The organism is Actinoallomurus purpureus (genome assembly GCF_024055795.1).
Taxonomy (GTDB): domain Bacteria; phylum Actinomycetota; class Actinomycetes; order Streptosporangiales; family Streptosporangiaceae; genus Actinoallomurus; species Actinoallomurus purpureus.
On the sequence record NZ_JAMXMY010000004.1, the window covers coordinates 353,702 to 371,726 of the forward strand.

General features: G+C 71.0%; 21 protein-coding genes. 19 read left to right on the forward strand and 2 right to left on the reverse strand.

Annotated features, from left to right (window positions below):
- Nucleotides 1-15 precede the first annotated feature (15 nt).
- Nucleotides 16-507: a phage holin family protein gene (locus NE236_RS11265; protein WP_252841835.1), complete on the forward strand. Its 492-nt coding sequence runs from the start codon at nt 16-18 to the stop codon at nt 505-507.
- Between the two features lie 165 nt (nt 508-672).
- Here NE236_RS11265 and NE236_RS11270 read toward each other — a convergent pair whose 3' ends face one another.
- Nucleotides 673-1,062, reverse strand: coding sequence for an STAS domain-containing protein (locus NE236_RS11270; protein ID WP_252841836.1), 390 nt, complete (start codon nt 1,060-1,062; stop codon nt 673-675).
- 469 nt (nt 1,063-1,531) lie between these two features.
- On the opposite strand from NE236_RS11270, the gene NE236_RS11275 reads away from it, so the two are divergent.
- The gene (locus tag NE236_RS11275; RefSeq protein ID WP_252841837.1) at nt 1,532-2,578 is read left to right on the forward strand and encodes an ATP-binding protein; all 1,047 of its coding nucleotides are present in this window, start codon (nt 1,532-1,534) and stop codon (nt 2,576-2,578) included.
- Nucleotides 2,579-2,689: 111 nt separating this feature from the next.
- Nucleotides 2,690-3,592, forward strand: coding sequence for a CU044_5270 family protein (locus tag NE236_RS11280; protein WP_308209079.1), 903 nt, complete (start codon nt 2,690-2,692; stop codon nt 3,590-3,592).
- A gap of 92 nt (nt 3,593-3,684) precedes the next feature.
- Here the strand turns inward: NE236_RS11280 and hypF are convergent, their stop codons facing one another.
- Nucleotides 3,685-6,042: a carbamoyltransferase HypF gene (gene hypF / locus NE236_RS11285; protein WP_252841838.1), complete on the reverse strand. Its 2,358-nt coding sequence runs from the start codon at nt 6,040-6,042 to the stop codon at nt 3,685-3,687.
- A gap of 169 nt (nt 6,043-6,211) precedes the next feature.
- Here hypF and NE236_RS11290 point away from each other — a divergent pair, with 169 nt between their 5' ends.
- The 16 genes from NE236_RS11290 to NE236_RS11360 form a co-directional block, all read left to right on the forward strand.
- Nucleotides 6,212-6,829 (forward strand): D-sedoheptulose-7-phosphate isomerase, encoded by a 618-nt coding sequence (locus tag NE236_RS11290; RefSeq protein WP_252841839.1) that lies wholly within the window; start codon nt 6,212-6,214, stop codon nt 6,827-6,829.
- The gene (locus NE236_RS11295) at nt 6,826-7,086 is read left to right on the forward strand and encodes a HypC/HybG/HupF family hydrogenase formation chaperone (RefSeq protein WP_252841840.1); all 261 of its coding nucleotides are present in this window, start codon (nt 6,826-6,828) and stop codon (nt 7,084-7,086) included. Before NE236_RS11290 ends, NE236_RS11295 begins: the two co-directional genes overlap by 4 nt.
- Nucleotides 7,073-7,741, forward strand: coding sequence for a D-sedoheptulose-7-phosphate isomerase (locus NE236_RS11300; RefSeq protein WP_252841841.1), 669 nt, complete (start codon nt 7,073-7,075; stop codon nt 7,739-7,741). Before NE236_RS11295 ends, NE236_RS11300 begins: the two co-directional genes overlap by 14 nt.
- 8 nt (nt 7,742-7,749) lie before the next feature.
- Nucleotides 7,750-8,826 (forward strand): NADH-quinone oxidoreductase subunit B family protein, encoded by a 1,077-nt coding sequence (locus NE236_RS11305; RefSeq protein ID WP_252841842.1) that lies wholly within the window; start codon nt 7,750-7,752, stop codon nt 8,824-8,826.
- A 4-nt stretch (nt 8,827-8,830) separates the two neighbouring features.
- The gene (locus NE236_RS11310) at nt 8,831-10,636 is read left to right on the forward strand and encodes a nickel-dependent hydrogenase large subunit (RefSeq protein WP_252841843.1); all 1,806 of its coding nucleotides are present in this window, start codon (nt 8,831-8,833) and stop codon (nt 10,634-10,636) included.
- A 34-nt stretch (nt 10,637-10,670) separates the two neighbouring features.
- Nucleotides 10,671-11,384 carry a NifU family protein gene (locus NE236_RS11315; RefSeq protein ID WP_252841844.1) on the forward strand — a complete coding sequence of 238 codons (714 nt, stop codon included), beginning with the start codon at nt 10,671-10,673 and terminating at the stop codon, nt 11,382-11,384.
- On the forward strand, nt 11,381-12,013 hold the full coding sequence (locus NE236_RS11320) for a DUF5947 family protein (protein WP_252841845.1): 633 nt from the start codon (nt 11,381-11,383) through the stop codon (nt 12,011-12,013). The genes NE236_RS11315 and NE236_RS11320 overlap by 4 nt, the downstream gene beginning before the upstream one ends.
- On the forward strand, nt 12,006-12,638 hold the full coding sequence (locus NE236_RS11325; protein ID WP_252841846.1) for a DUF6084 family protein: 633 nt from the start codon (nt 12,006-12,008) through the stop codon (nt 12,636-12,638). Before NE236_RS11320 ends, NE236_RS11325 begins: the two co-directional genes overlap by 8 nt.
- Nucleotide 12,639: 1 nt before the next feature.
- Nucleotides 12,640-14,172 (forward strand): hypothetical protein, encoded by a 1,533-nt coding sequence (locus NE236_RS11330; protein WP_252841847.1) that lies wholly within the window; start codon nt 12,640-12,642, stop codon nt 14,170-14,172.
- A complete protein-coding gene (locus tag NE236_RS11335) occupies nt 14,169-14,666 on the forward strand; it encodes a hydrogenase maturation protease (protein ID WP_252841848.1) in 498 nt (165 codons plus the stop codon). Before NE236_RS11330 ends, NE236_RS11335 begins: the two co-directional genes overlap by 4 nt.
- Before the next feature lie 3 nt (nt 14,667-14,669).
- Nucleotides 14,670-14,786 carry a DUF6893 family small protein gene (locus NE236_RS45040; protein WP_372494310.1) on the forward strand — a complete coding sequence of 39 codons (117 nt, stop codon included), beginning with the start codon at nt 14,670-14,672 and terminating at the stop codon, nt 14,784-14,786.
- Between the two features lie 13 nt (nt 14,787-14,799).
- Entirely contained in the window at nt 14,800-15,192 is a 393-nt protein-coding gene (locus tag NE236_RS11340; protein ID WP_252841849.1) for a hydrogenase maturation nickel metallochaperone HypA/HybF, read from the forward strand.
- Entirely contained in the window at nt 15,140-15,418 is a 279-nt protein-coding gene (locus NE236_RS11345; protein ID WP_252841850.1) for a HypC/HybG/HupF family hydrogenase formation chaperone, read from the forward strand. The genes NE236_RS11340 and NE236_RS11345 overlap by 53 nt, the downstream gene beginning before the upstream one ends.
- A 6-nt stretch (nt 15,419-15,424) precedes the next feature.
- A complete protein-coding gene (gene hypD / locus NE236_RS11350) occupies nt 15,425-16,552 on the forward strand; it encodes a hydrogenase formation protein HypD (protein ID WP_252841851.1) in 1,128 nt (375 codons plus the stop codon).
- The gene (hypE, locus tag NE236_RS11355) at nt 16,549-17,664 is read left to right on the forward strand and encodes a hydrogenase expression/formation protein HypE (protein ID WP_252841852.1); all 1,116 of its coding nucleotides are present in this window, start codon (nt 16,549-16,551) and stop codon (nt 17,662-17,664) included. Before hypD ends, hypE begins: the two co-directional genes overlap by 4 nt.
- A 177-nt stretch (nt 17,665-17,841) precedes the next feature.
- On the forward strand, nt 17,842-18,025 hold a 184-nt coding region (locus tag NE236_RS11360), incomplete at its 3' end, for an ATP-binding protein (RefSeq protein ID WP_252841853.1).

The following is an 18,025-nucleotide window of genomic DNA, read 5'->3' on the forward strand; positions in this document are numbered from 1 at the left end:
CGGAGGTGAGCTGACATGTCGACCTTTGTGCACGGTCCTGGAACACGCCGGACCACCACGTCCGGGGACACCTCGATCGGCCGGCTCGTCAGCGACGCGACCGCGGACCTGCAGAAGCTGATGCGGCAGGAGGTCGCGCTGGCGAAGGCGGAGATCCATGAGGAGGCGACCAAGGCCGGGAAGGCCGCCGGCCTGTTCGGCGGGGCGGGCTTCGCCGGCTACATGGTGCTGGTGCTGCTGTCGTTCGCGGCGGTGATCGGCATCGGACACGTGCTGGATCTGGGCTGGGCCGCACTGATCGTCGCGGGTCTCTGGGCGATCGCGGGGGCCGTCATGTACACCCTGGGTCGCCGCCGGATGCGGACCGTCTCGCCCACGCCCCACCGGACCGTCGAGACCCTCAAGGAGGACGCCCAGCTCATGCGGCATCCGACCGGGGCCAGGGCGATCGCCGCCGAGCCGGTCTCGGCCGAGCTGCCCGCGGGGGACGGTGACGGCCGACGATGACACCCTGCGGGTGACGCCCGGCCGTGACACCCGGGGATGGCCGACGACGACGGCTTCGGCCTCCTGGGCGGAACGACGCGGTGCCCCGCCAGGAACTCCTGGCGGGGCACCGCGTTCTTCACCGGCTCGTCACGACGGATGCGGCGGGCGCTGCTCTCCTCAGGATCAGGAGGACAGGTCCCAGCTCTCGATCTCGGCGTCGCTCAGCGGGATGACGCACCAGAGGGCGTCCTGCATGGTCGGGCAGATGAGGGCGACCTTGTCCACGCCCGTGATCCGGAAGGGACGCTCGACGCAGGGCATGAGGCTGAAGTAGGCGATCGGGACGCCCCGCACGCGGGAGAGCTTCTCGGCGGCGACGACGGCGTTCAGGCCGGCCGCGGAGAAGAACGGCACCCCGCTCATGTCGACCAGCAGCGGCCGGTCGGCCCGCGCGATGAGCTCCAGCAGACGCCCCCGGAACGTGTGGCCCGTGAAGGCATCGACCTCACCGCGTGGCATGGCGAGGGTGTAGTCCTCGCATTCCAACGCGAACATGTCCAGGGCAACGTCCATTGGACCTCCTGTCCGGAACACCGTGGGGCACCCGTGACCATCACAGCATCGCGCGATTACTGATCGTTTCCAAGAGGGTGACGGATACCATCTGCGGCGTGGCGCGCTAATCGATCACCATGCCCGCCTTGTGAGTCCACAAACGTCCCCGTGGCGGGACGCGCCGATGTCACCGCTCTGCAACACTGCCCGAAGCCGCCGAAACTCTCCGCTTTCTTAACAACAAGGATCATCTGGATATTCCGGCAGCTACCAAGAATCCGGAAAGTCGTCGTCAAGGCCGAGCGCGTGGGTGTCGTCCCCGAGGTGCAGATCCGGCTCCGGTCGGTCTGACGCGGCGGGGCGGGGCCAGCGTGAAAACGGTTTTCGTTTCCTCTATAGTCGATGCCGCCGAACATCATCGCGCAAAGTATTCATATGGCTACGCTGAGCGATGTCAGGAGTGGCACGCATCGGCCGGGAGGAAGACATGAAGGTCGCATTCGTCGGCAAGGGCGGCAGCGGCAAGACGACCTTGTCGTCCCTGTTCATCCGTCATCTGGCGGCCGAAGGCGCACCGGTCGTGGCGGTGGACGCCGACATCAACCAGCACCTCGGCGTCGCGCTCGGCCTGTCCGAGCAGGCCGCCGCCGCGATTCCGGCCATGGGCGCGGACCTCGCCAAGATCAAGGAGCACCTCCGGGGCGACAACCCCCGGATCTTCTCGGCGGCGGCGATGGTGAAGACCACGCCGCCGGGCACCGGCTCGCGGCTGCTCCGACTGGGCGGCGACGACCCGATCCACTCCCGGCTGGCGGTGCCGGCCGCCGGAGCGCGGCTGATGGTGACCGGGCCGTTCAGCGACGAGGACCTGGGCGTCTCCTGCTACCACTCCAAGACCGGGGCGGTCGAGCTGTACCTCAACCACCTCGTCGACGGGCCCGGCGAGTACGTCGTCGTCGACTGCACGGCCGGCGCGGAGTCGTTCGCCTCCGGCATGTTCACGCGCTTCGACCTGACCTTCCTGGTCGCCGAGCCGACCCGGAAGGGCGTCGCGGTCTACCGCCAGTGGACCGAGTACGCGGCCGACTACGACGTCGCCCTCCGGGTCATCGGGAACAAGGTGCACGGCCCCGATGACGTCGCCTTCCTGCGCGAGCACGTCGGCGACGCCCTGCTGTGCTGCGTCGGGCAGTCCGGCGCCGTGCGGGCCATGGAGCAGGGACGTCCGTTCCACCTCGACGACCTGGAGCAGCGCGACCGGACGGCGCTCGCCACGCTGCGGGCGGCGGTCGAGGCCCGCCCGAAGGACTGGCCGAAGTTCACCCGCCAGGCCGTCGAGTTCCACCTCAAGAACGCCCGCGCCTGGGCGAACGCCGCGACCGGCCACGACCTCGCCGCCCAGATCGACCCCGACTTCGTCCTCGGCCCCGACCGGCCGCGTTCGGCGGACCTCGAACGCGCTTACGCGGCGGCCGCCGCGGAGCCGGGCTACGAAACGGAGTCCGCGCTCTGGGACGCGGCGACGACCTCCTGACCCACTGCGGCAGGGCCTCGTCGCGGGCGGCTCTCGACGACGGCCGCCGGACAGTCGCTCCCAGCTCGCGCGGGAGCTGTGGCCCTTGTCGGCGATCGCCCGGTGTTCGCGGTGTTCCTTCCTCCACCGACCGCCGGGGATCGAGAATCGCCGTCACGCCGCCGGATGCGGTTGTGGCACCGCGTACGTACCGCGTCTGCGGTCGCCGCGGTGGCCGCTGCCGCCGTCACCGCCGGTGTCCTGACCGTCGGAGCGGGTGGCGAGCCCGGCGCGTCGCGGGCGCCGGCGGTGCGCCTGGCGAGCGCGTCGGAGGTGCTCGGCAAGGCCGCCCAGGCCGCGGAGACACGCCCGCAGCCGATCCCCCGCCCGGACCAGTGGCTGTACGAGAAGACGCTGGAGTACGGGCTCGGCGCCGAGCACGGCACGCAGCACGTGACGAGTGAGCACTGGAGAAAACTCGACGGTACGAAAGACGCCGAATTGCAGAAGGGAAAGCTGGTCTACTTTTCCTCAAGAGCCCCCGTGTCGCGTTACGCCCAGAAGACCTACCGTGCGCTCGCGTCGCTTCCGACGGATCCCAAAGCGCTTCGCGCGAAGATCTACAAGGATGTTGACGCTGAGAAGCGCAGCGACTGGCGATACCCGACGCGCGATGGCGAAGCATTCGGAAATGCCGCGCAATGGATCTGGAGCACCCCGGTCGGCATTCCGCCCAACGCCCAGGCCGCCCTGTATCGCGTCATGGCCACGATCCCCGGCGTCAAGGTCGAAAAGGTCAAGGACGGCGCCGGCCGCCCCGCCATCGCGGTGACCCACGGCTACGGCGAACAGTTCCTCCTCGATCCGGCCAATTACCAGATGGTGGGGCAGCGAACCGTCAACAACGGCCACAACGCGCCGATCTCGAAAGCCAACGGCGTGGACCCCCGGTGGAAGAAGCTCCCCGTGGGTGCCGTCACGTACTCCCTCACCCGTCTCACCGTGAAAATCGTCGGCCGCGCCGGCCTGCGGTGACGGCGTCGATCGAGTGAGTTCACCGGCCGCCGCGGACTCCCGTCCGCGGCGGCCTTGAAAGACGGATGGGCGCGTCTGGACCGGACGCCCGGTCACGAACGTGCGTCGCGGGCGGCGGCGATGGCGACCTGGCCGAGGCTGATGCCGCCGTCGTTCGGCGGCACCCGCTGGTGGACGAGCACTCGCAGGCCGTGCCGTTCGAGGCCGTCGGTGACGCGGTACAGCAGCAGCCGGTTCTGGAAGACGCCCCCGGACAGTGCCACCGTCCCGATCCCGGTGGCGGCGCACAGGCGCGCGCAGGCGGCCACGGTGACGTCGGCGAGGCCGTGGTGGAAGCGCGCGGCGACGGTCGCGACAGGGAGGCCGCCGCGCAGGTCGTCGACTACGGCGCGGATCAGGTCGTCGGCCCGGATGACCAGCGGGTCGCCGATTCCGGGAAAGCGCCCGTCGCTGTCTCGGACGGACAGCGGGTCGCCGGTCCCGGGAAGCCGCCCGTCGTCCCGGACGGCCGGCTGGTCGGCGCGGTCGATCCGCGCCGGGTGGCCGGCCGTCTCACGGGGGTCGGCGCGTTGCTCCAGCTCGATCGCCGCCTGGCCCTCGTAGTTCACGATGTCCCGTACGCCGAGCAGGGCCGCGACCGCGTCGAACAGGCGGCCGGCGCTGGAGGTGAGCGGGGAGTTCACGCCGGACCTCGCCACCGCCCGTACGGCGTCCCAGTCCGGCCGGTGGCGGGCCACGACGTCCAGGCCCGTGGGTGGCGCGCCGTCGTACGCCGCGTCCAGGTGGGCGGCGGCCATCCGCCAGGGCTGCCGGATGGCGGTCACCCCGCCCGGCAGGGGCACCGGGGACAGGTGTCCCGCCCGTACGTACCCGGTCAGGTCCGCGACGAGGAGCTCGCCGCCCCAGATCGTTCCGTCGGGGCCGTAGCCGGTGCCGTCGAAGGCGACTCCGATCACCGGGCCGGCCTCCCGGTTGTCCGCGAGGCAAGCGGCGATGTGGGCGTGGTGGTGCTGCACGCCCACGAGGTCGACGTCGTCGAGCGCCAGGGCGTACTTCGTCGACAGGTACTCCGGATGCAGGTCGTGGGCGACGACGCGCGGTGTGATGGCGAACAGGCGCCGGAAGTGCTCGATCCCCTCGGTGAAGGAACGCAGCGTCTCGTAGTTCTCCAGGTCCCCGATGTGATGGGAGACGAAGGCGCGGTCCTCTTTGAGGAGACAGAAGGTGTTCTTGAGCTCGGCCCCGCAGCCCAGCACCGGGCGGGGGGCCGGCCGGGCGAGCCACACCGGCTGCGGCGCGTACCCGCGTGACCGCCGCAGCGGGAGCTCCCGGCCCCGTACGACGCGCACGACGGAGTCGTCGGTGCGGATGTGGATCGGCCGGTCGTGCGTGAGGAACGCGTCGGCGACGCCGGAGAGCCGCTTGAAGGCGTCCTCGTCCCGGAAGGCGATGGGTTCCTCTGCCACGTTGCCGCTCGTCAGGACGTACGGGCGGCCGAGCTCGCGGGCCAGGAGATGGTGCAGCGGCGTGTACGGCAGCATGATCCCGAGCTCGCGGTTGCCCGGGGCGACCGCCTCCGCCACCGGTGCGTCGGGGCGCCGGGGAAGCAGCACGATCGGGCGTCGCGGTCCGGTGAGCAGGCGTTCGGCGGCGAGGTCCAGGAGGCAGAGCCGCCGGGCGGCGTCGAGGTCGGGGACCATCACGGCGAACGGCTTGTCCTCGCGGTGCTTGCGCGAGCGCAGGCGCCGGGCCGCCGCCTCGTCGCGGGCGTCGACCGCCAGGTGGTGGCCGCCGAGCCCCTTCACGGCCAGGACGGCCCCGGCCCGCAACACCTCGGCCGCCGCCGCGATCGGATCGTCGCCCTGCGCGCCGCGAAGGCGGAGCGTGGGGCCGCAGGCCGGGCAGCACGTGGGCTGGGCGTGGAACCGCCGGTCCGCTGGATCGTGGTACTCCGCCGCGCACGCGTCGCACATGGCGAACCCGGCCATCGTCGTCACCGGCCGGTCGTACGGAACGTCGCGGATGATGGTGAAGCGCGGCCCGCAGTTCGTGCAGTTGACGAACGGATAGCGGTACCGCCGGTCGGCGGGGTCGAACAGCTCGGCGAGGCAGTCCGCGCAGGTGGCGACGTCCGGGGAGATCAGCGTCTCGCGGTCGTCCCCCCGTCGGCTCGGGACGATGCGGAACCCGCGCTCGCCCCGGACCGGAAGCGGTGTCGCGGTCATCCGGTGGATCACCGCCAGGGGCGGCGGATCGTCCCGGAGTCCCTCCTGGAACCGCGTCAGCGCGTCGGACGGGCCCTCGACCTCGACGAAGACGCCGTGGGCGTCGTTGCCCACCCATCCGGCCAGCTCCAGCCGCCGGGCGAGTGAATGAACGTACGGCCGGAACCCGACCCCCTGCACGATCCCCTCGACGCGGATCAGCAGCCGAGCGGAGGCTGATCGCATACGTCGATTGTTGCCCGCGGCGTGGGAGCTCCGAGACGTCCCCACGACTGTCGTCACCGAGAACTTACCTACCACGCCGAGCCTTTACCGCCGATTGTGCGAGACAGGGTGTCCGTCCGGAACAACGTGGACATAGCGTGACGGTACGGATCCGGGATGGAGCGTGCACATGACTGTGACACCACCCATGGAACGGGTCAGTCAGGCGTTCGCGAGGCGTGAGACGGCCGGCCGGATGCTCGCCGACGACTCCGAGCGTGTGGCCCGCGCGTGCCAGGACATGGCGGTCCGCTTTCACCGGGGCGGCAAACTGATCGCCTTCGGCAACGGCGGGGCCGGCACGGACGCGGCGCACGTCGCGGTGGAATTCATGCATCCGGTGATCGTGGGCAAGCGTGCGCTGCCGGCCTTGGCGGTGAGCAACGACGCGGCGGCCATCACCGGGGTGGCGTGCCATGAGGGGTTCGCCGAGGTCTTCGCCCACCAGGTTCGCGAGTGGGCGGCGCCGGCGGACATCGCCTTGGGCATCTCTTCGGACGGTCAGTGCGTGGACGTCCTTCGCGGCCTGGAGGCGGCCCACGCGCTGGGGCTGCTCACCGTCGCGCTCACCGGCGGGGACGGCGGCACGCTGGCCCGCAGCCCGGCGATCGACCACCTGCTGATCGCCCAGTGCGACGATCCCGCGGTCGTCAAGGAGATCCACGTGACGACGTACCACATCCTCTGGGAGCTCGTTCACGTGTTCTTCGAGCAGCCCGGCCTGCTCGGCCCGGAGGTGATCGGATGACCGAGCGCGGCCCGTGTTCGGAGGAGGTGTGCGTCACCTGTTCCGACGAGGCCGTGCCCGTCACGGTGGTGCGCTTGCTCGACGGCGACCTGGCGGTCGCCGACGTGGGCGGCGGCGCGCACGAGGAGATCAGCGTCGCGCTGGTCGACGCGGCCGTCGGCGACACGATCCTGGTCCACGCCAAAGAGGCCATCGCGGTGGTCGCGCGGGGTGATCGACGCGAGGTCGCAGGGGGGAGCGGCAATGGCCGGGAGTGAGCCACCAGAGGGGATGCAGGAGCTCTATCCGTTCCTGTATTCGGGAGAGTCCGAGATCGAGACGGTCCTGGCGGAGGTCGGCCGGTCGACCGCGGAGAAGGCCGCGGAGATCGTCAGCCTCCGGCGCGAGGTCGCGGAGCGGTCGGGGGTCCTGCTCGCGGAGTGCGCCGAGGCGATGGCCAAGAGGTTCGCCCTGGGCGGCCGGCTGTTCTCGTTCGGGAACGGCGGCAGCAGCACCGACGCCCAGGAGGTCGCCGAGGTGTTCTCCTACCCGGGGCGCGGGCGGGCGCTGCCCGCACTGTGCCTGACCGGTGACGTCGCGTTGCTGACCGCGCTGTCCAACGACGTGAGCTTCGAGGTGGTGTTCGCCCGGCAGCTCGCCGCCCTGGGCGGCTCGGGCGACATCGCGCTCGGCCTGTCGACGAGCGGCGGGTCGGCCAACGTCCTCCGGGCGATCGACGAGGCGGCCCGGCGCGGCATGCTCACGATCGCGCTGGCTGGATACCAGGGCGGCAAGCTGGCCGAGCTGGAGGCGCTCGACTACCTGTTCGTGATCCCGTCGGCGTCCGTGCACCGCATCCAGGAGGCGCAGACGACCGTCTACCACGTCCTGTGGGAGCTGACGCAGCACGCCCTCGGGACGCTCTCAGCCTAGGAGGCGACATGACGGCGCCAACCGCACCGCCGGCGGCCGAGCCCCAGGAGCAGGAGGAGCCGGTCGTCCACATCCTGTGGATCAATGCGGGGCTGAGCTGCGACGGGGACTCCGTCGCCCTGACGGCGGCGACCCAGCCCAGCATCGAGGAGATCGTGCTCGGCGCCCTGCCGGGGCTGCCGAGGGTCGCCGTGCACTGGCCGCTGATCGACTTCGAGTCCGGCCCCATGCAGGGGGCCGACACGTTCATCGAGTGGTTCCACAAGGCGGACCGTGGCGAGCTGGAGCCCTTCGTCCTCGTCGTCGAGGGCTCGATCCCCAACGAGTCGATCAAGCTGGAGGGCTACTGGTGCGGGTTCGGCAACAACCCCGACACCGGCCAGCCCATGACCACCAGCGAGTGGCTGGACCGGCTCACGCCCAAGGCGACGGCCGTCCTGGCCGCCGGCACCTGCGCGGCGTACGGCGGCATCCACGCCATGGCCGGCAACCCGACGGGCGCCATGGGCGTCGCGGACTACCTCGGCTGGGACTGGAGGTCCAAGGCGGGGCTGCCGATCGTCAACGTGCCCGGCTGCCCGGTCCACCCGGACAACCTGGCGGAGACCATCACGTACCTGCTGTACCAGGTCGCGGGGCAGGCGCCGATGATCCCGCTGGACGAAATGGGGCGCCCCACCTGGCTGTTCGGCCAGACGGTCCACGAGGGCTGCGACCGCGCCGGGTACTACGAGCAGGGGCAGTTCACCACCGAGTACGGCTCGCCGAAGTGCCTGGTCAAGATCGGCTGCTGGGGGCCGGTCGTGAAGTGCAACGTTCCCAAGCGCGGCTGGATCAACGGCGTGGGCGGCTGCCCGAACGTCGGCGGCATCTGCATCGCCTGCACGATGCCCGGATTCCCGGACAAGTTCATGCCGTTCATGGACGAGCCGCCGGGCGCGCGTGTGTCGTCCGGGACCAGCGGCGTGTACGGGAAGGTGATCCGCAAGCTGCGGAGCATCACCCTCGAGACGGTCGACAAGGAGCCGAAGTGGCGGCAGAAGGGCCGCGCTCTGCTCACCGGTTACACGCCGCCCTGGAGCTGATCGCATGACCACCACACCGCATCGAGAGAAGCGCAGGCAGAAGCAGGAGAGCGAACTCGTCGAGATGGCGTGGGATCCGATCACCCGGATCGTGGGGAGCCTCGGGATCTACGCCAAGGTCGACTTCGCCAACCGGGAGGTCGCCGAGTGCTACAGCACCTCGTCGATCTTCCGGGGCTACAGCATCTTCATGAAGGGCAAGGACCCGCGGGACGCGCACTTCATCACGAGCCGGATCTGCGGCATCTGCGGCGACAACCACGCGACCTGCTCGGTGTACGCGCAGAACATGGCCTACGACGTCCGCCCGCCGCACCTCGGCGAGTGGATCATCAACCTTGGCGAGTCCGCCGAGTACATGTTCGACCACAACATCTTCCAGGAGAACCTGGTCGGGGTGGACTTCTGCGAGAAGATGGTCCGCGAGACCAACCCGGGCGTGCTCGCGCTGGCCGAGCGCACCCAGGCCCCGCACGCCGGGGACCACGGCTACCGCACGATCGCCGACATCATGCGCTCGCTGAACCCCCTCGAAGGGGAGTTCTACCGCGAGGCCCTCGCCATGAGCCGTACGACGCGGGAGATGTTCTGCCTGATGGAGGGCAGGCACGTGCACCCGTCCACGCTGTACCCGGGCGGCGTCGGCACGGTGGCGACGGTCCAGCTGTTCACCGACTACCTCACCCGGCTCACCAGGTACGTGGAGTTCATGAAGCGGGTCGTGCCCATGCACGACGACCTGTTCGACTTCTTCTACTACGCGCTGCCCGGCTATGAGCAGGTGGGCCGGCGCCGGGTGATGCTGGGCTGCTGGGGCAGCCTGAACGACCCGGAGCACTGCGACTTCCGCTACGAGAACATGTCCGACTGGGGCCGGAAGATGTTCGTCACCCCGGGCGTGATCATCGACGGCCGGCTGGTCACCAACGACCTGGTGGACATCAACCTCGGCATCCGGATCCTTCTCGGCAGCTCGTACTACGACGACTGGGCCGACCAGGAGCCGTTCGTCCGGACCGACCCGCTCGGCAACCCGGTCGACATCCGGCACCCGTGGAACCAGCACACGATCCCGAAGCCTCAGAAGCGCGACTTCACCGACAAGTACAGCTGGGTGATGTCGCCGCGCTGGTTCGACGGGCAGGACCTTCTCGCCCTGGACACCGGCGGCGGGCCTCTCGCGCGGCTCTGGTCGACGGCGCTGTCCGGGCTCGTGGACATCGGCTACGTCAAGGCGACCGGCTACAGCGTCGTGATCAACCTGCCGAGGACCGCGACGCTGCCGGAGAAGACGTTCGAGTGGACGATCCCGCAGCGGAACGGCGAGCTGATGTCCAACACGATCGAGCGCAACCGGGCGCGCACCTACTTCCAGGCGTACGCCGCCGCTTGCGCGCTGTACTTCTGCCAGATGGCCCTGAACGAGGTCCGGCAGGGGCACACACAGACGTGGACGCCGTTCACCGTGCCGGACGAGGCGATCAGCTGCGGCTTCACCGAGGCCGTCCGCGGTGTCCTGTCCCACCACATGGTGATCAGGAACGGCAAGATCGCCAACTACCACCCGTACCCGCCGACCCCGTGGAACGCCAGCGTCCGCGACTCCTACGGGACCCCGGGGCCGTACGAGGACGCGGTGCAGAACACCCCGATCTTCGAGGAGAACCCACCGGAGACGTTCAAGGGCATCGACATCATGCGGACCGTGCGCAGCTTCGACCCGTGCCTGCCCTGCGGCGTGCACATGTACCTCGGCACGGGCAAGGAACTGCGCAGGCTGCACACCCCGCACGCCTTCGGCCCGGCATGACCGAACGCGGCAGGTCGCGGAGAGGGGGGCCGACATGCCGGAGACGTACGACGTCCGCACGACGGGCGACCGCGTGGACGCGCTGCTGGCCGAGCTCGGCCGACTCGCCGACGCCACGACCGTGGCCAAGGTCGAGGAACTGCTGCGGTCCGTGGTCGGGCTGTACGGCGCCGGGCTCGAACGCGTCATGGAGATCGTCACCGAGACCGGCGCGGCGGAGGCGCTGCGCCGGCTCACCGGGGACGAGCTCGTCTCCGGCCTGCTCATCCTGCACGAGCTGCATCCGCTGACGGCGGAGGAACGCGTCCTCGCCGCGCTCGACGACGTACGCCCGTACCTCGGCCTGCACGACGGCGGCGTGGAGCTGCTCGGCATCGACGACGAGGGCGTCGTACGGCTGCGGCTGGAGGGCACCTGCCACGGCTGCCCGTCCTCGCGGGTCACCGTCGCGCAGGCCATCGAGCGCGCCATCGCCGGAGCGGCACCGGAGATCTCCCGCGTGGACGTCGACGGCCTCGTCCCGGAGCCGGAGCCCCCGCTGCTGCAGATCGGCCCCCGCCCGCCTGGGGGGCCGATCACGGGCACCGGGGCGGATCCGGACGGGCGGGCGCGGCCGTACGCCGAGGGCGGTCTGGACGGGCGGGCCCGGCCGGACGGCGCGGACCGGCGGGCGCGGCCGGTCGGGAACGCGCCGCCGGTGCGGACGCCGCCCGGACCGTGTCCGGTCCCCGAGGAGGCCGTCCGATGACCGCGGGCGGGCTCCGCCGGCTCCGCCAGCCCCCGGCGGCGGACGGGGAGCGCTGCGAGATATGCGCCGAACCCCTCGGCGAGCGGCACGGCCACGTGGTGAACCTCGAATCCCGCGCGCTGCTGTGCACCTGCCCGCCCTGCCACCTTCTCTTCACCCAGGACGGCGCGGGGCGGGGGCGGTTCCGCGCGGTGCCGGACCGCCACCTCCACACCCGGGACTTCCGGATGTCGGCGGCCGACTGGGAGGACCTCCAGATCCCCGTCCGCATGGCCTTCTTCTTCTACAACTCCGCCCTCGGCCGTGACGTCGCGTTCTACCCGAGCCCCGGCGGCGCCACCGAGTCGCAGCTCCCCCTGGACACCTGGGAGCGCGTGCTCGCGGCCAACCCGGTCATGGCCGGCGTACGGCCCGACGTCGAGGCGCTCCTGGTCGACCGGTGCGCCGACGACCGGTTCGCCTGCCACCTGGTGCCGATCGACGCGTGCTACGAGCTGGTCGGGATCGTACGGCTGCACTGGCGCGGCTTCGCCGGCGGCCAGGAGGCGTGGGAGGCCATCGACGACTACTTCGCCGCGCTGCGAGAACGCGGGCGGGAGGTCGTTCCGGAGGAGGCGGGCGATGGCTGAACCACGGTTCGAATGCGTCGGCGCGCGGGCGGACCCGTACGCCGCCTCCCCCACGCTCGTGCTGCGGCTGCGGATCATCGACGACTCGCCCGGCGGCGTGCACGCCATCGCGCTGCGCTGCCAGCTCCGGATCGAGCCGGGGCGACGGCGGTACACGGCGGTAGAGGCCGAGCTGCTCGGGGACGTGTTCGGCGCGGTCGCCCGCTGGGGCGACACGCTGAAGGCGATCCAGCTCGCCAACATCTCGATCATGGTGCCGGGGTTCACCGGGACCACGGAGATCGACCTTCCGGTGCCCTGCGGGTACGACCTGGAGGTCGCCGCGGGCAAGTACTTCGCCTCCCTGGACGCGGGCGAGATCCCGCTCCTGCTGCTGTTCAGCGGCACCGTGTTCTCCCGCGCGGAACGCGGCTTCACGGTGACGCCGGTGCCCTGGGACCGCGAGGCCCGCTACCGGCTGCCCGTGGCTCTGTGGCGGGAGCTGATCGACCTGTACTTCCCCGGCACCGGCTGGCTGCGCCTGCGCCGGGACACCCTGCGCGACCTCCTGCGGTACAAGTCCGCCCGCGCCCTGGCGACCTGGGACGAGACCGTCGGACGGCTGCTCAAGGAGGCCGGAGGCTGACATGACGCGACACGACCACGGCGGAGCGCAGGTGAGCGCGGCGATGGACCGCGCCCGGCGGGTCGCCGACGCGGTCCTCTACGAGGGCTACCTGCTCTACCCGTACCGCGCGTCGGCCGCCAAGAACCGCGTGCGCTGGCAGTTCGGCGTGCTCGTTCCCCCCGGCTACCTGGCCACCGCCGAACCCTCGACGAGCGTGACCGAGTGCCTGCTGACGGCGGCGCCCGCGGCCGAGCTCCGGGTACTGGCCCGCTTCCTGCATCTGCGGACCCGGACGGTCGAGCAGGCGGAAGGCGGTGGGTTCCATCCGGTGACCGGCCTCACCGTGGACGGCACCACCCACCTCACCTACGAGGACGCGGCCGAACGCGAGGCGGAGGCCGTGCTCCGCCTCGAGGACGTCCTCGAGGCGGAGCGGACCATCGGGATCGGGGTCCCCGGCGAGTGGTCGACGGAGCCGATCGAGGACTCCCGTGGGGAGTCACGCGGCCGCGTCGTGCTCGAGCACCTGTCCCTGCGCGCGGCCCTGCGAGTCCGGGCCGAGCGCCTCCCCGGGCCGTACGGGCTGACCCGGCTCCGCGTCACGGTCGCGAACACGCACGGCTGGGCGGACGCGAGCGCGCCACGCGAGCACGCGCTACGGCGCTCCCTGCTCGCCACCCATCTGATCATCGGGGTCAGCGACGGCGCGTTCGTGTCCCTGATCGATCCGCCCGAGTGGGCGAGCGCGGCGGCGGCGGGCTGCCGCAACCAGCACACCTGGCCGGTGCTCGCGGGCGAGCCCGGCGAGCACGACGTCGTGCTGTCCTCCCCGATCATCCTGTACGACCATCCGGCCATCGCGCCGGAGAGCCCGGGGCAGCTGTTCGACTCCACCGAGATCGACGAGCTGCTCAGCCTGCGCACCCTCACCCTCACCGATCAGGAGAAGGACGAGGCGCGGGCGACCGACCCGCGCGCCGCCGAGCTCATCGAACGCGTCGGCGACCTGCCGCCGGAGTTCCTGGAACGGCTCCACGGAGCCATCCGCCAGTTCGGCGAACCGGAGCGGCCTTCCGGCCGGACCGGCGACTCCAAGCCGACCAGCGACCCCGAGCCACGCACCGACCCGGCCGACGGCCCCGGGCCGCGCATCGACCAGGCCGACGCGTCCGAGCCGCGCGCCGGCCGGGCGGGCGGATCCGCGGGGTCTCCCGTCGGCGAGGCCGTGCCCTGGTGGGATCCCGGGATGGACCGGGACGTGTCGCCGGAGACCGACGGCGTGCTCGTCTCCGGGGTCCGGGTCGCCCGGGGCAGTCGCGTACGGCTCCGGCCGGGCCGACGGCGGGCGGACGCGCACGACATGTTCCTGGCGGGGCGCACCGCCCTGGTCGAGGCGGTGTTCCATGACGTCGACGGCCTTCGGTACGTCGCGGTGACCCTGGAGGACGACCCCGGAGCCGACCTGGCCCGCGCCCAGGGCAGGTTCCACTACTTCGCCCCGGACGAGGTCGAACCCCTGCCCGGCGAGGCCGGATCGGGAGGCGGGTCATGACGGTCCTGGTCGCGGGCTGCGGGAACATCTTCCTCGGAGACGACGGGTTCGGCAGCGTGGTCGCCCGCCGGCTCGCCGCGACCGCCCTGCCCGAGGGTGTGAAGGTCACCGACTTCGGCATCGGCGGCATCCACCTGGCGTACGAGCTGACCGGCGGGTACACCACCACGATCCTGATCGACGCCCTGCCGCGCGGCGGCGACCCGGGGACGCTGTACGTGTTCGAACCCACCCCCGGAGACGCCGCGGACGCCTCCGTCGACGCGCACGACATGACGCCCGAGGCGGTTCTGGCCCTGGCGGCGACGCTCGGCGGCACGACCGGGCGGGTCCTGCTCGTCGGCTGTGAACCGGCGGACACCTCCCCCGGCATGGAGCTCAGTCCTCCGGTGGCCGGCGCCGTCGCCAGGGCCGCCGACCTCGTCCTCGGCCTGATCTCCGAAGAGCTCGCGGCGGCCCCGACGGCGGGGCCCTTCGACCGGAAGGAGGGGTGATCGATGCTGAAACGCCTGCTTCTCGGCACCGCCGTGGCGGTGCCACTGGCCGTGCTGACCGTCCTGTTCGTCCAGTCACTGCCCGACATCAAGCGCTACGTGAAGATCCGGCGAATGTGAGGGAGGACCGCGCATGCACGAATACGGAATCGCGGAGGCGGTCCTGGCGGCCGTGGAGCGGCGCGCGGCCGGCCGTCCGGTGCGCCGGGCGCGCGTACGGGCCGGGGTCCTGCTGAGGATCAGTGAGCCCGCTCTCAACCAGGCGTTCGTCCTGGTCTCCGACGGGACGGTGGCCGACGGCGCGCACCTGGAGGTGACCGTCGACCCCGTACGCCTGACCTGTGGATCGTGCGACCGGGTGACCACGTCGGACGACCTGTTCGCCGTGTGTCCGGGATGCGGCGGGACCGACCTGGCGATCGAGGGCGGCGACGGGCTCGTCCTCGAATCCATCCAGCTAATGGAGGCGGCACATGTGCCTGGGAATTCCCGGCGAGATCGTGCAGATCATTCCGGATCGCCCTGATCTCGCGAAGGTGGACGTGAGCGGCGTCCGGCGCGCGATCAACATCGGGCTGCTGGACGGCGAGCACCTCGCGCCCGGCGACTGGATCCTCATCCACGTCGGCTTCGCGCTCTCGAAGATCGACGAGGAGGAGGCGAAGGCGGCGCTGGCCTTCCTCGAGGGGATCGGGCAGGCGTACGCCGACGAGATGGCCGCCCTGCGCGACTCGACGATCGAGAAGGGGTGAGCGCCGATGCGCTTCGTCGACGAGTACCGCGACGCGCAGAAGGCACAGGCGCTGGCGGCGAAGATCGCCTCACTGTGCGAGCCGGGCCGTCACTACAAGTTCATGGAGGTGTGCGGCGGCCACACGCACACCATCTACAAGCACGGCCTGGAGGACTACCTGCCCGAGACGATCACGCTCGTGCACGGGCCGGGCTGCCCGGTCTGCGTGATCCCGATGGGGCGGGTGGACGACGCCATCCACATCGCCGAGCAGCCCGGCGTCATCATGACGTCGTTCGGCGACATGATGCGGGTGCCCGGCGGGCACGGGTCGTTCTTCGACTCGATGGCGCAGGGCGCCGACATCCGCATGGTCTACAGTCCGCTGGACGCTCTCAAGGTCGCCCGGCAGAACCCGGACAGCCAGGTGGTCTTCATGGCCATCGGGTTCGAGACGACGGCGCCGTCGACCGCGATGACCGTGCTGCGGGCCAAGGCGGAGGAGATCGAGAACTTCTCGATCTTCTGCAACCACGTGACGATCATCCCGGCGATCAAGGCGATCCTCGACTCGCCCGACCTTCGCCTCGACGGGTTCATCGGGCCGGGTCACGTGTCGACGGTGATCGGCTGCCGGCCGTACGAGTTCATCGCCCGCGATTACGGCAAGCCACTGGTCACGGCCGGGTTCGAGCCGCTGGACGTGCTGCAGTCGATCTACATGATCCTGCTGCAGCTGGTCGAGGGCCGCAGCGAGGTGGAGAACCAGTACTCCCGCGTCGTGCCCTACGACGGCAACCGGCGGGCGCTGACCGCCATCAACGAGGTCATGGAGCTGCGCCCGTACTTCGAGTGGCGCGGGCTGGGCTTCATCTCCCACTCGGCGCTGCGGGTGCGCGAACGGTACGCCGCCTTCGACGCCGAACGGATCTTCGAGGTGCCCGGCGGCCGGGTCGCCGACCCGAAGGCCTGCCAGTGCGGCGAGGTGCTCAAGGGCGTGCTCAAGCCCTGGGAGTGCAAGGTGTTCGGCACCGCGTGCACGCCGGAGACCCCGATCGGCACGTGCATGGTGTCGTCCGAGGGTGCCTGCGCGGCGTACTACAACTACGGCCGGTTCGCCCGCGAGCGGGTGAAGGAGGCGACGACCAGATGAGCGACGAGCGGCCCCGTGCGGAGGCCGCACGCGACCGGGACGTTCCCGGGGATCGGGAGGCCCAGGTCCTCGAGCGCATTGAGCGGGCCCGGCACCGGAAGGCGCGCGTCCGGGAGGAGCGCATCAACCTCAGCCACGGCGCCGGCGGAAAGGCCACGCACACCCTGATCGAGGCGGTGTTCATGGAGGCCTTCCGCAACCCGCTGCTGGAGCCCCTCGAGGACGGCGCGATCGTGGACGGGTTCGCCTTCACGACCGACTCGTTCGTGGTGACACCGCTGTTCTTTCCCGGCGGCACCATCGGCGACCTGGCCGTCAACGGCACGGTGAACGACCTGGCGATGTGCGGGGCGCGCCCCCGGCACCTGTCCGCCGGGTTCATCCTCGAGGAGGGCTTCCCGATCGCCGACCTGAGACGCATCACCGAGACGATGGCGGCCGCGGCGGAGAAGGCCGGCGTGCAGATCGTCACCGGCGACACCAAGGTCGTGCAGCGGGGCAAGGGGGACGGCTGCTACATCAACACCGCGGGGATCGGCGTGCTCGACCGCGAGACCCGGCTGAGCGTGTCCGCCGCCCGCCCCGGTGACGTCGTCATCGTCTCCGGCCCCATCGGCGAGCACGGCATCACGATCATGCTGGCGCGGGGCGAGCTCGACATCGAGGCCGACCTGACCTCCGACACCGCGCCGCTGAGCGCGCTGACCGGGCTCCTGCTGGACGCCTGCCCGGACGGGCAGGTCCGCTTCCTGCGCGACGCGACCCGCGGCGGAGTCGCGACGATCCTCAACGAGATGGCGGAGGCGTCCAAGGTCTCCGTCGTGCTGGAGGAGGACGCCGTCCCGGTGAAGACCGCCGTACGCGGGGCGTGCGAACTGCTCGGCATCGACCCGCTGTACGTCGCCTGCGAGGGCCGGATGGTGGCGGTGGTGGCCGGGCCGGCCGCCGACACCGCGCTCGCCGCCCTGCGGTCCCACCCGCTCGGCGCGGACGCCGCCGTCGTGGGCCGGATCGGCGAGGATCCGCCGGGCCTCGTCCTGCTGCGGACCGCCTTCGGGGGGACCCGAATCGTCGACGTCCTGGTCGGTGATCCACTACCCCGGATCTGCTGATCACTACCGCCCGAACGCCGCTGATCCGCGCCTATTACCGGCCAGAAAAGCCGATTCGGTGGCATGTCGCGTAGAGTGGCTTTCAGATCGCCACACGCCGAAAAAACCTACTTCACGTAGTGTCCCGGCTTCTGTCGCGCATCCGGTCGGCGGCCAGAGGTCGATGCGAGGCTTCCCATGGATGTCACCAACTCCGATCAGGTCGCGCGCCGGCCGCCCGCGCCGCAGCTGCCTGCCGAGGTGACGAGTTTCGTGGGACGTCGGCACGAAGTGGCCGAGGTCAAACGCCTCCTGTCCCACTCACGCCTCGTCACCCTCACCGGAGTCGGCGGCGTCGGCAAAACACGCCTCGCCACCCACG

Bases quoted from the DNA above. Each gene is read 5' to 3' on its own strand.
- NE236_RS11265 (WP_252841835.1), top strand. From the start codon at position 16: ATGTCGACCTTTGTGCACGGTCCTGGAACACGCCGGACCACCACGTCC.
- NE236_RS11270 (WP_252841836.1), bottom strand. From the start codon at position 1,062: ATGGACGTTGCCCTGGACATGTTCGCGTTGGAATGCGAGGACTACACC.
- NE236_RS11275 (WP_252841837.1), top strand. From the start codon at position 1,532: ATGAAGGTCGCATTCGTCGGCAAGGGCGGCAGCGGCAAGACGACCTTG.
- hypF (WP_252841838.1), bottom strand. From the start codon at position 6,042: ATGCGATCAGCCTCCGCTCGGCTGCTGATCCGCGTCGAGGGGATCGTG.
- NE236_RS11290 (WP_252841839.1), top strand. From the start codon at position 6,212: ATGACTGTGACACCACCCATGGAACGGGTCAGTCAGGCGTTCGCGAGG.
- NE236_RS11295 (WP_252841840.1), top strand. From the start codon at position 6,826: ATGACCGAGCGCGGCCCGTGTTCGGAGGAGGTGTGCGTCACCTGTTCC.
- NE236_RS11300 (WP_252841841.1), top strand. From the start codon at position 7,073: ATGGCCGGGAGTGAGCCACCAGAGGGGATGCAGGAGCTCTATCCGTTC.
- NE236_RS11305 (WP_252841842.1), top strand. From the start codon at position 7,750: ATGACGGCGCCAACCGCACCGCCGGCGGCCGAGCCCCAGGAGCAGGAG.
- NE236_RS11310 (WP_252841843.1), top strand. From the start codon at position 8,831: ATGACCACCACACCGCATCGAGAGAAGCGCAGGCAGAAGCAGGAGAGC.
- NE236_RS11315 (WP_252841844.1), top strand. From the start codon at position 10,671: ATGCCGGAGACGTACGACGTCCGCACGACGGGCGACCGCGTGGACGCG.
- NE236_RS11320 (WP_252841845.1), top strand. From the start codon at position 11,381: ATGACCGCGGGCGGGCTCCGCCGGCTCCGCCAGCCCCCGGCGGCGGAC.
- NE236_RS11325 (WP_252841846.1), top strand. From the start codon at position 12,006: ATGGCTGAACCACGGTTCGAATGCGTCGGCGCGCGGGCGGACCCGTAC.
- NE236_RS11330 (WP_252841847.1), top strand. From the start codon at position 12,640: ATGACGCGACACGACCACGGCGGAGCGCAGGTGAGCGCGGCGATGGAC.
- NE236_RS11335 (WP_252841848.1), top strand. From the start codon at position 14,169: ATGACGGTCCTGGTCGCGGGCTGCGGGAACATCTTCCTCGGAGACGAC.
- NE236_RS45040 (WP_372494310.1), top strand. From the start codon at position 14,670: ATGCTGAAACGCCTGCTTCTCGGCACCGCCGTGGCGGTGCCACTGGCC.
- NE236_RS11340 (WP_252841849.1), top strand. From the start codon at position 14,800: ATGCACGAATACGGAATCGCGGAGGCGGTCCTGGCGGCCGTGGAGCGG.
- NE236_RS11345 (WP_252841850.1), top strand. From the start codon at position 15,140: ATGTGCCTGGGAATTCCCGGCGAGATCGTGCAGATCATTCCGGATCGC.
- hypD (WP_252841851.1), top strand. From the start codon at position 15,425: ATGCGCTTCGTCGACGAGTACCGCGACGCGCAGAAGGCACAGGCGCTG.
- hypE (WP_252841852.1), top strand. From the start codon at position 16,549: ATGAGCGACGAGCGGCCCCGTGCGGAGGCCGCACGCGACCGGGACGTT.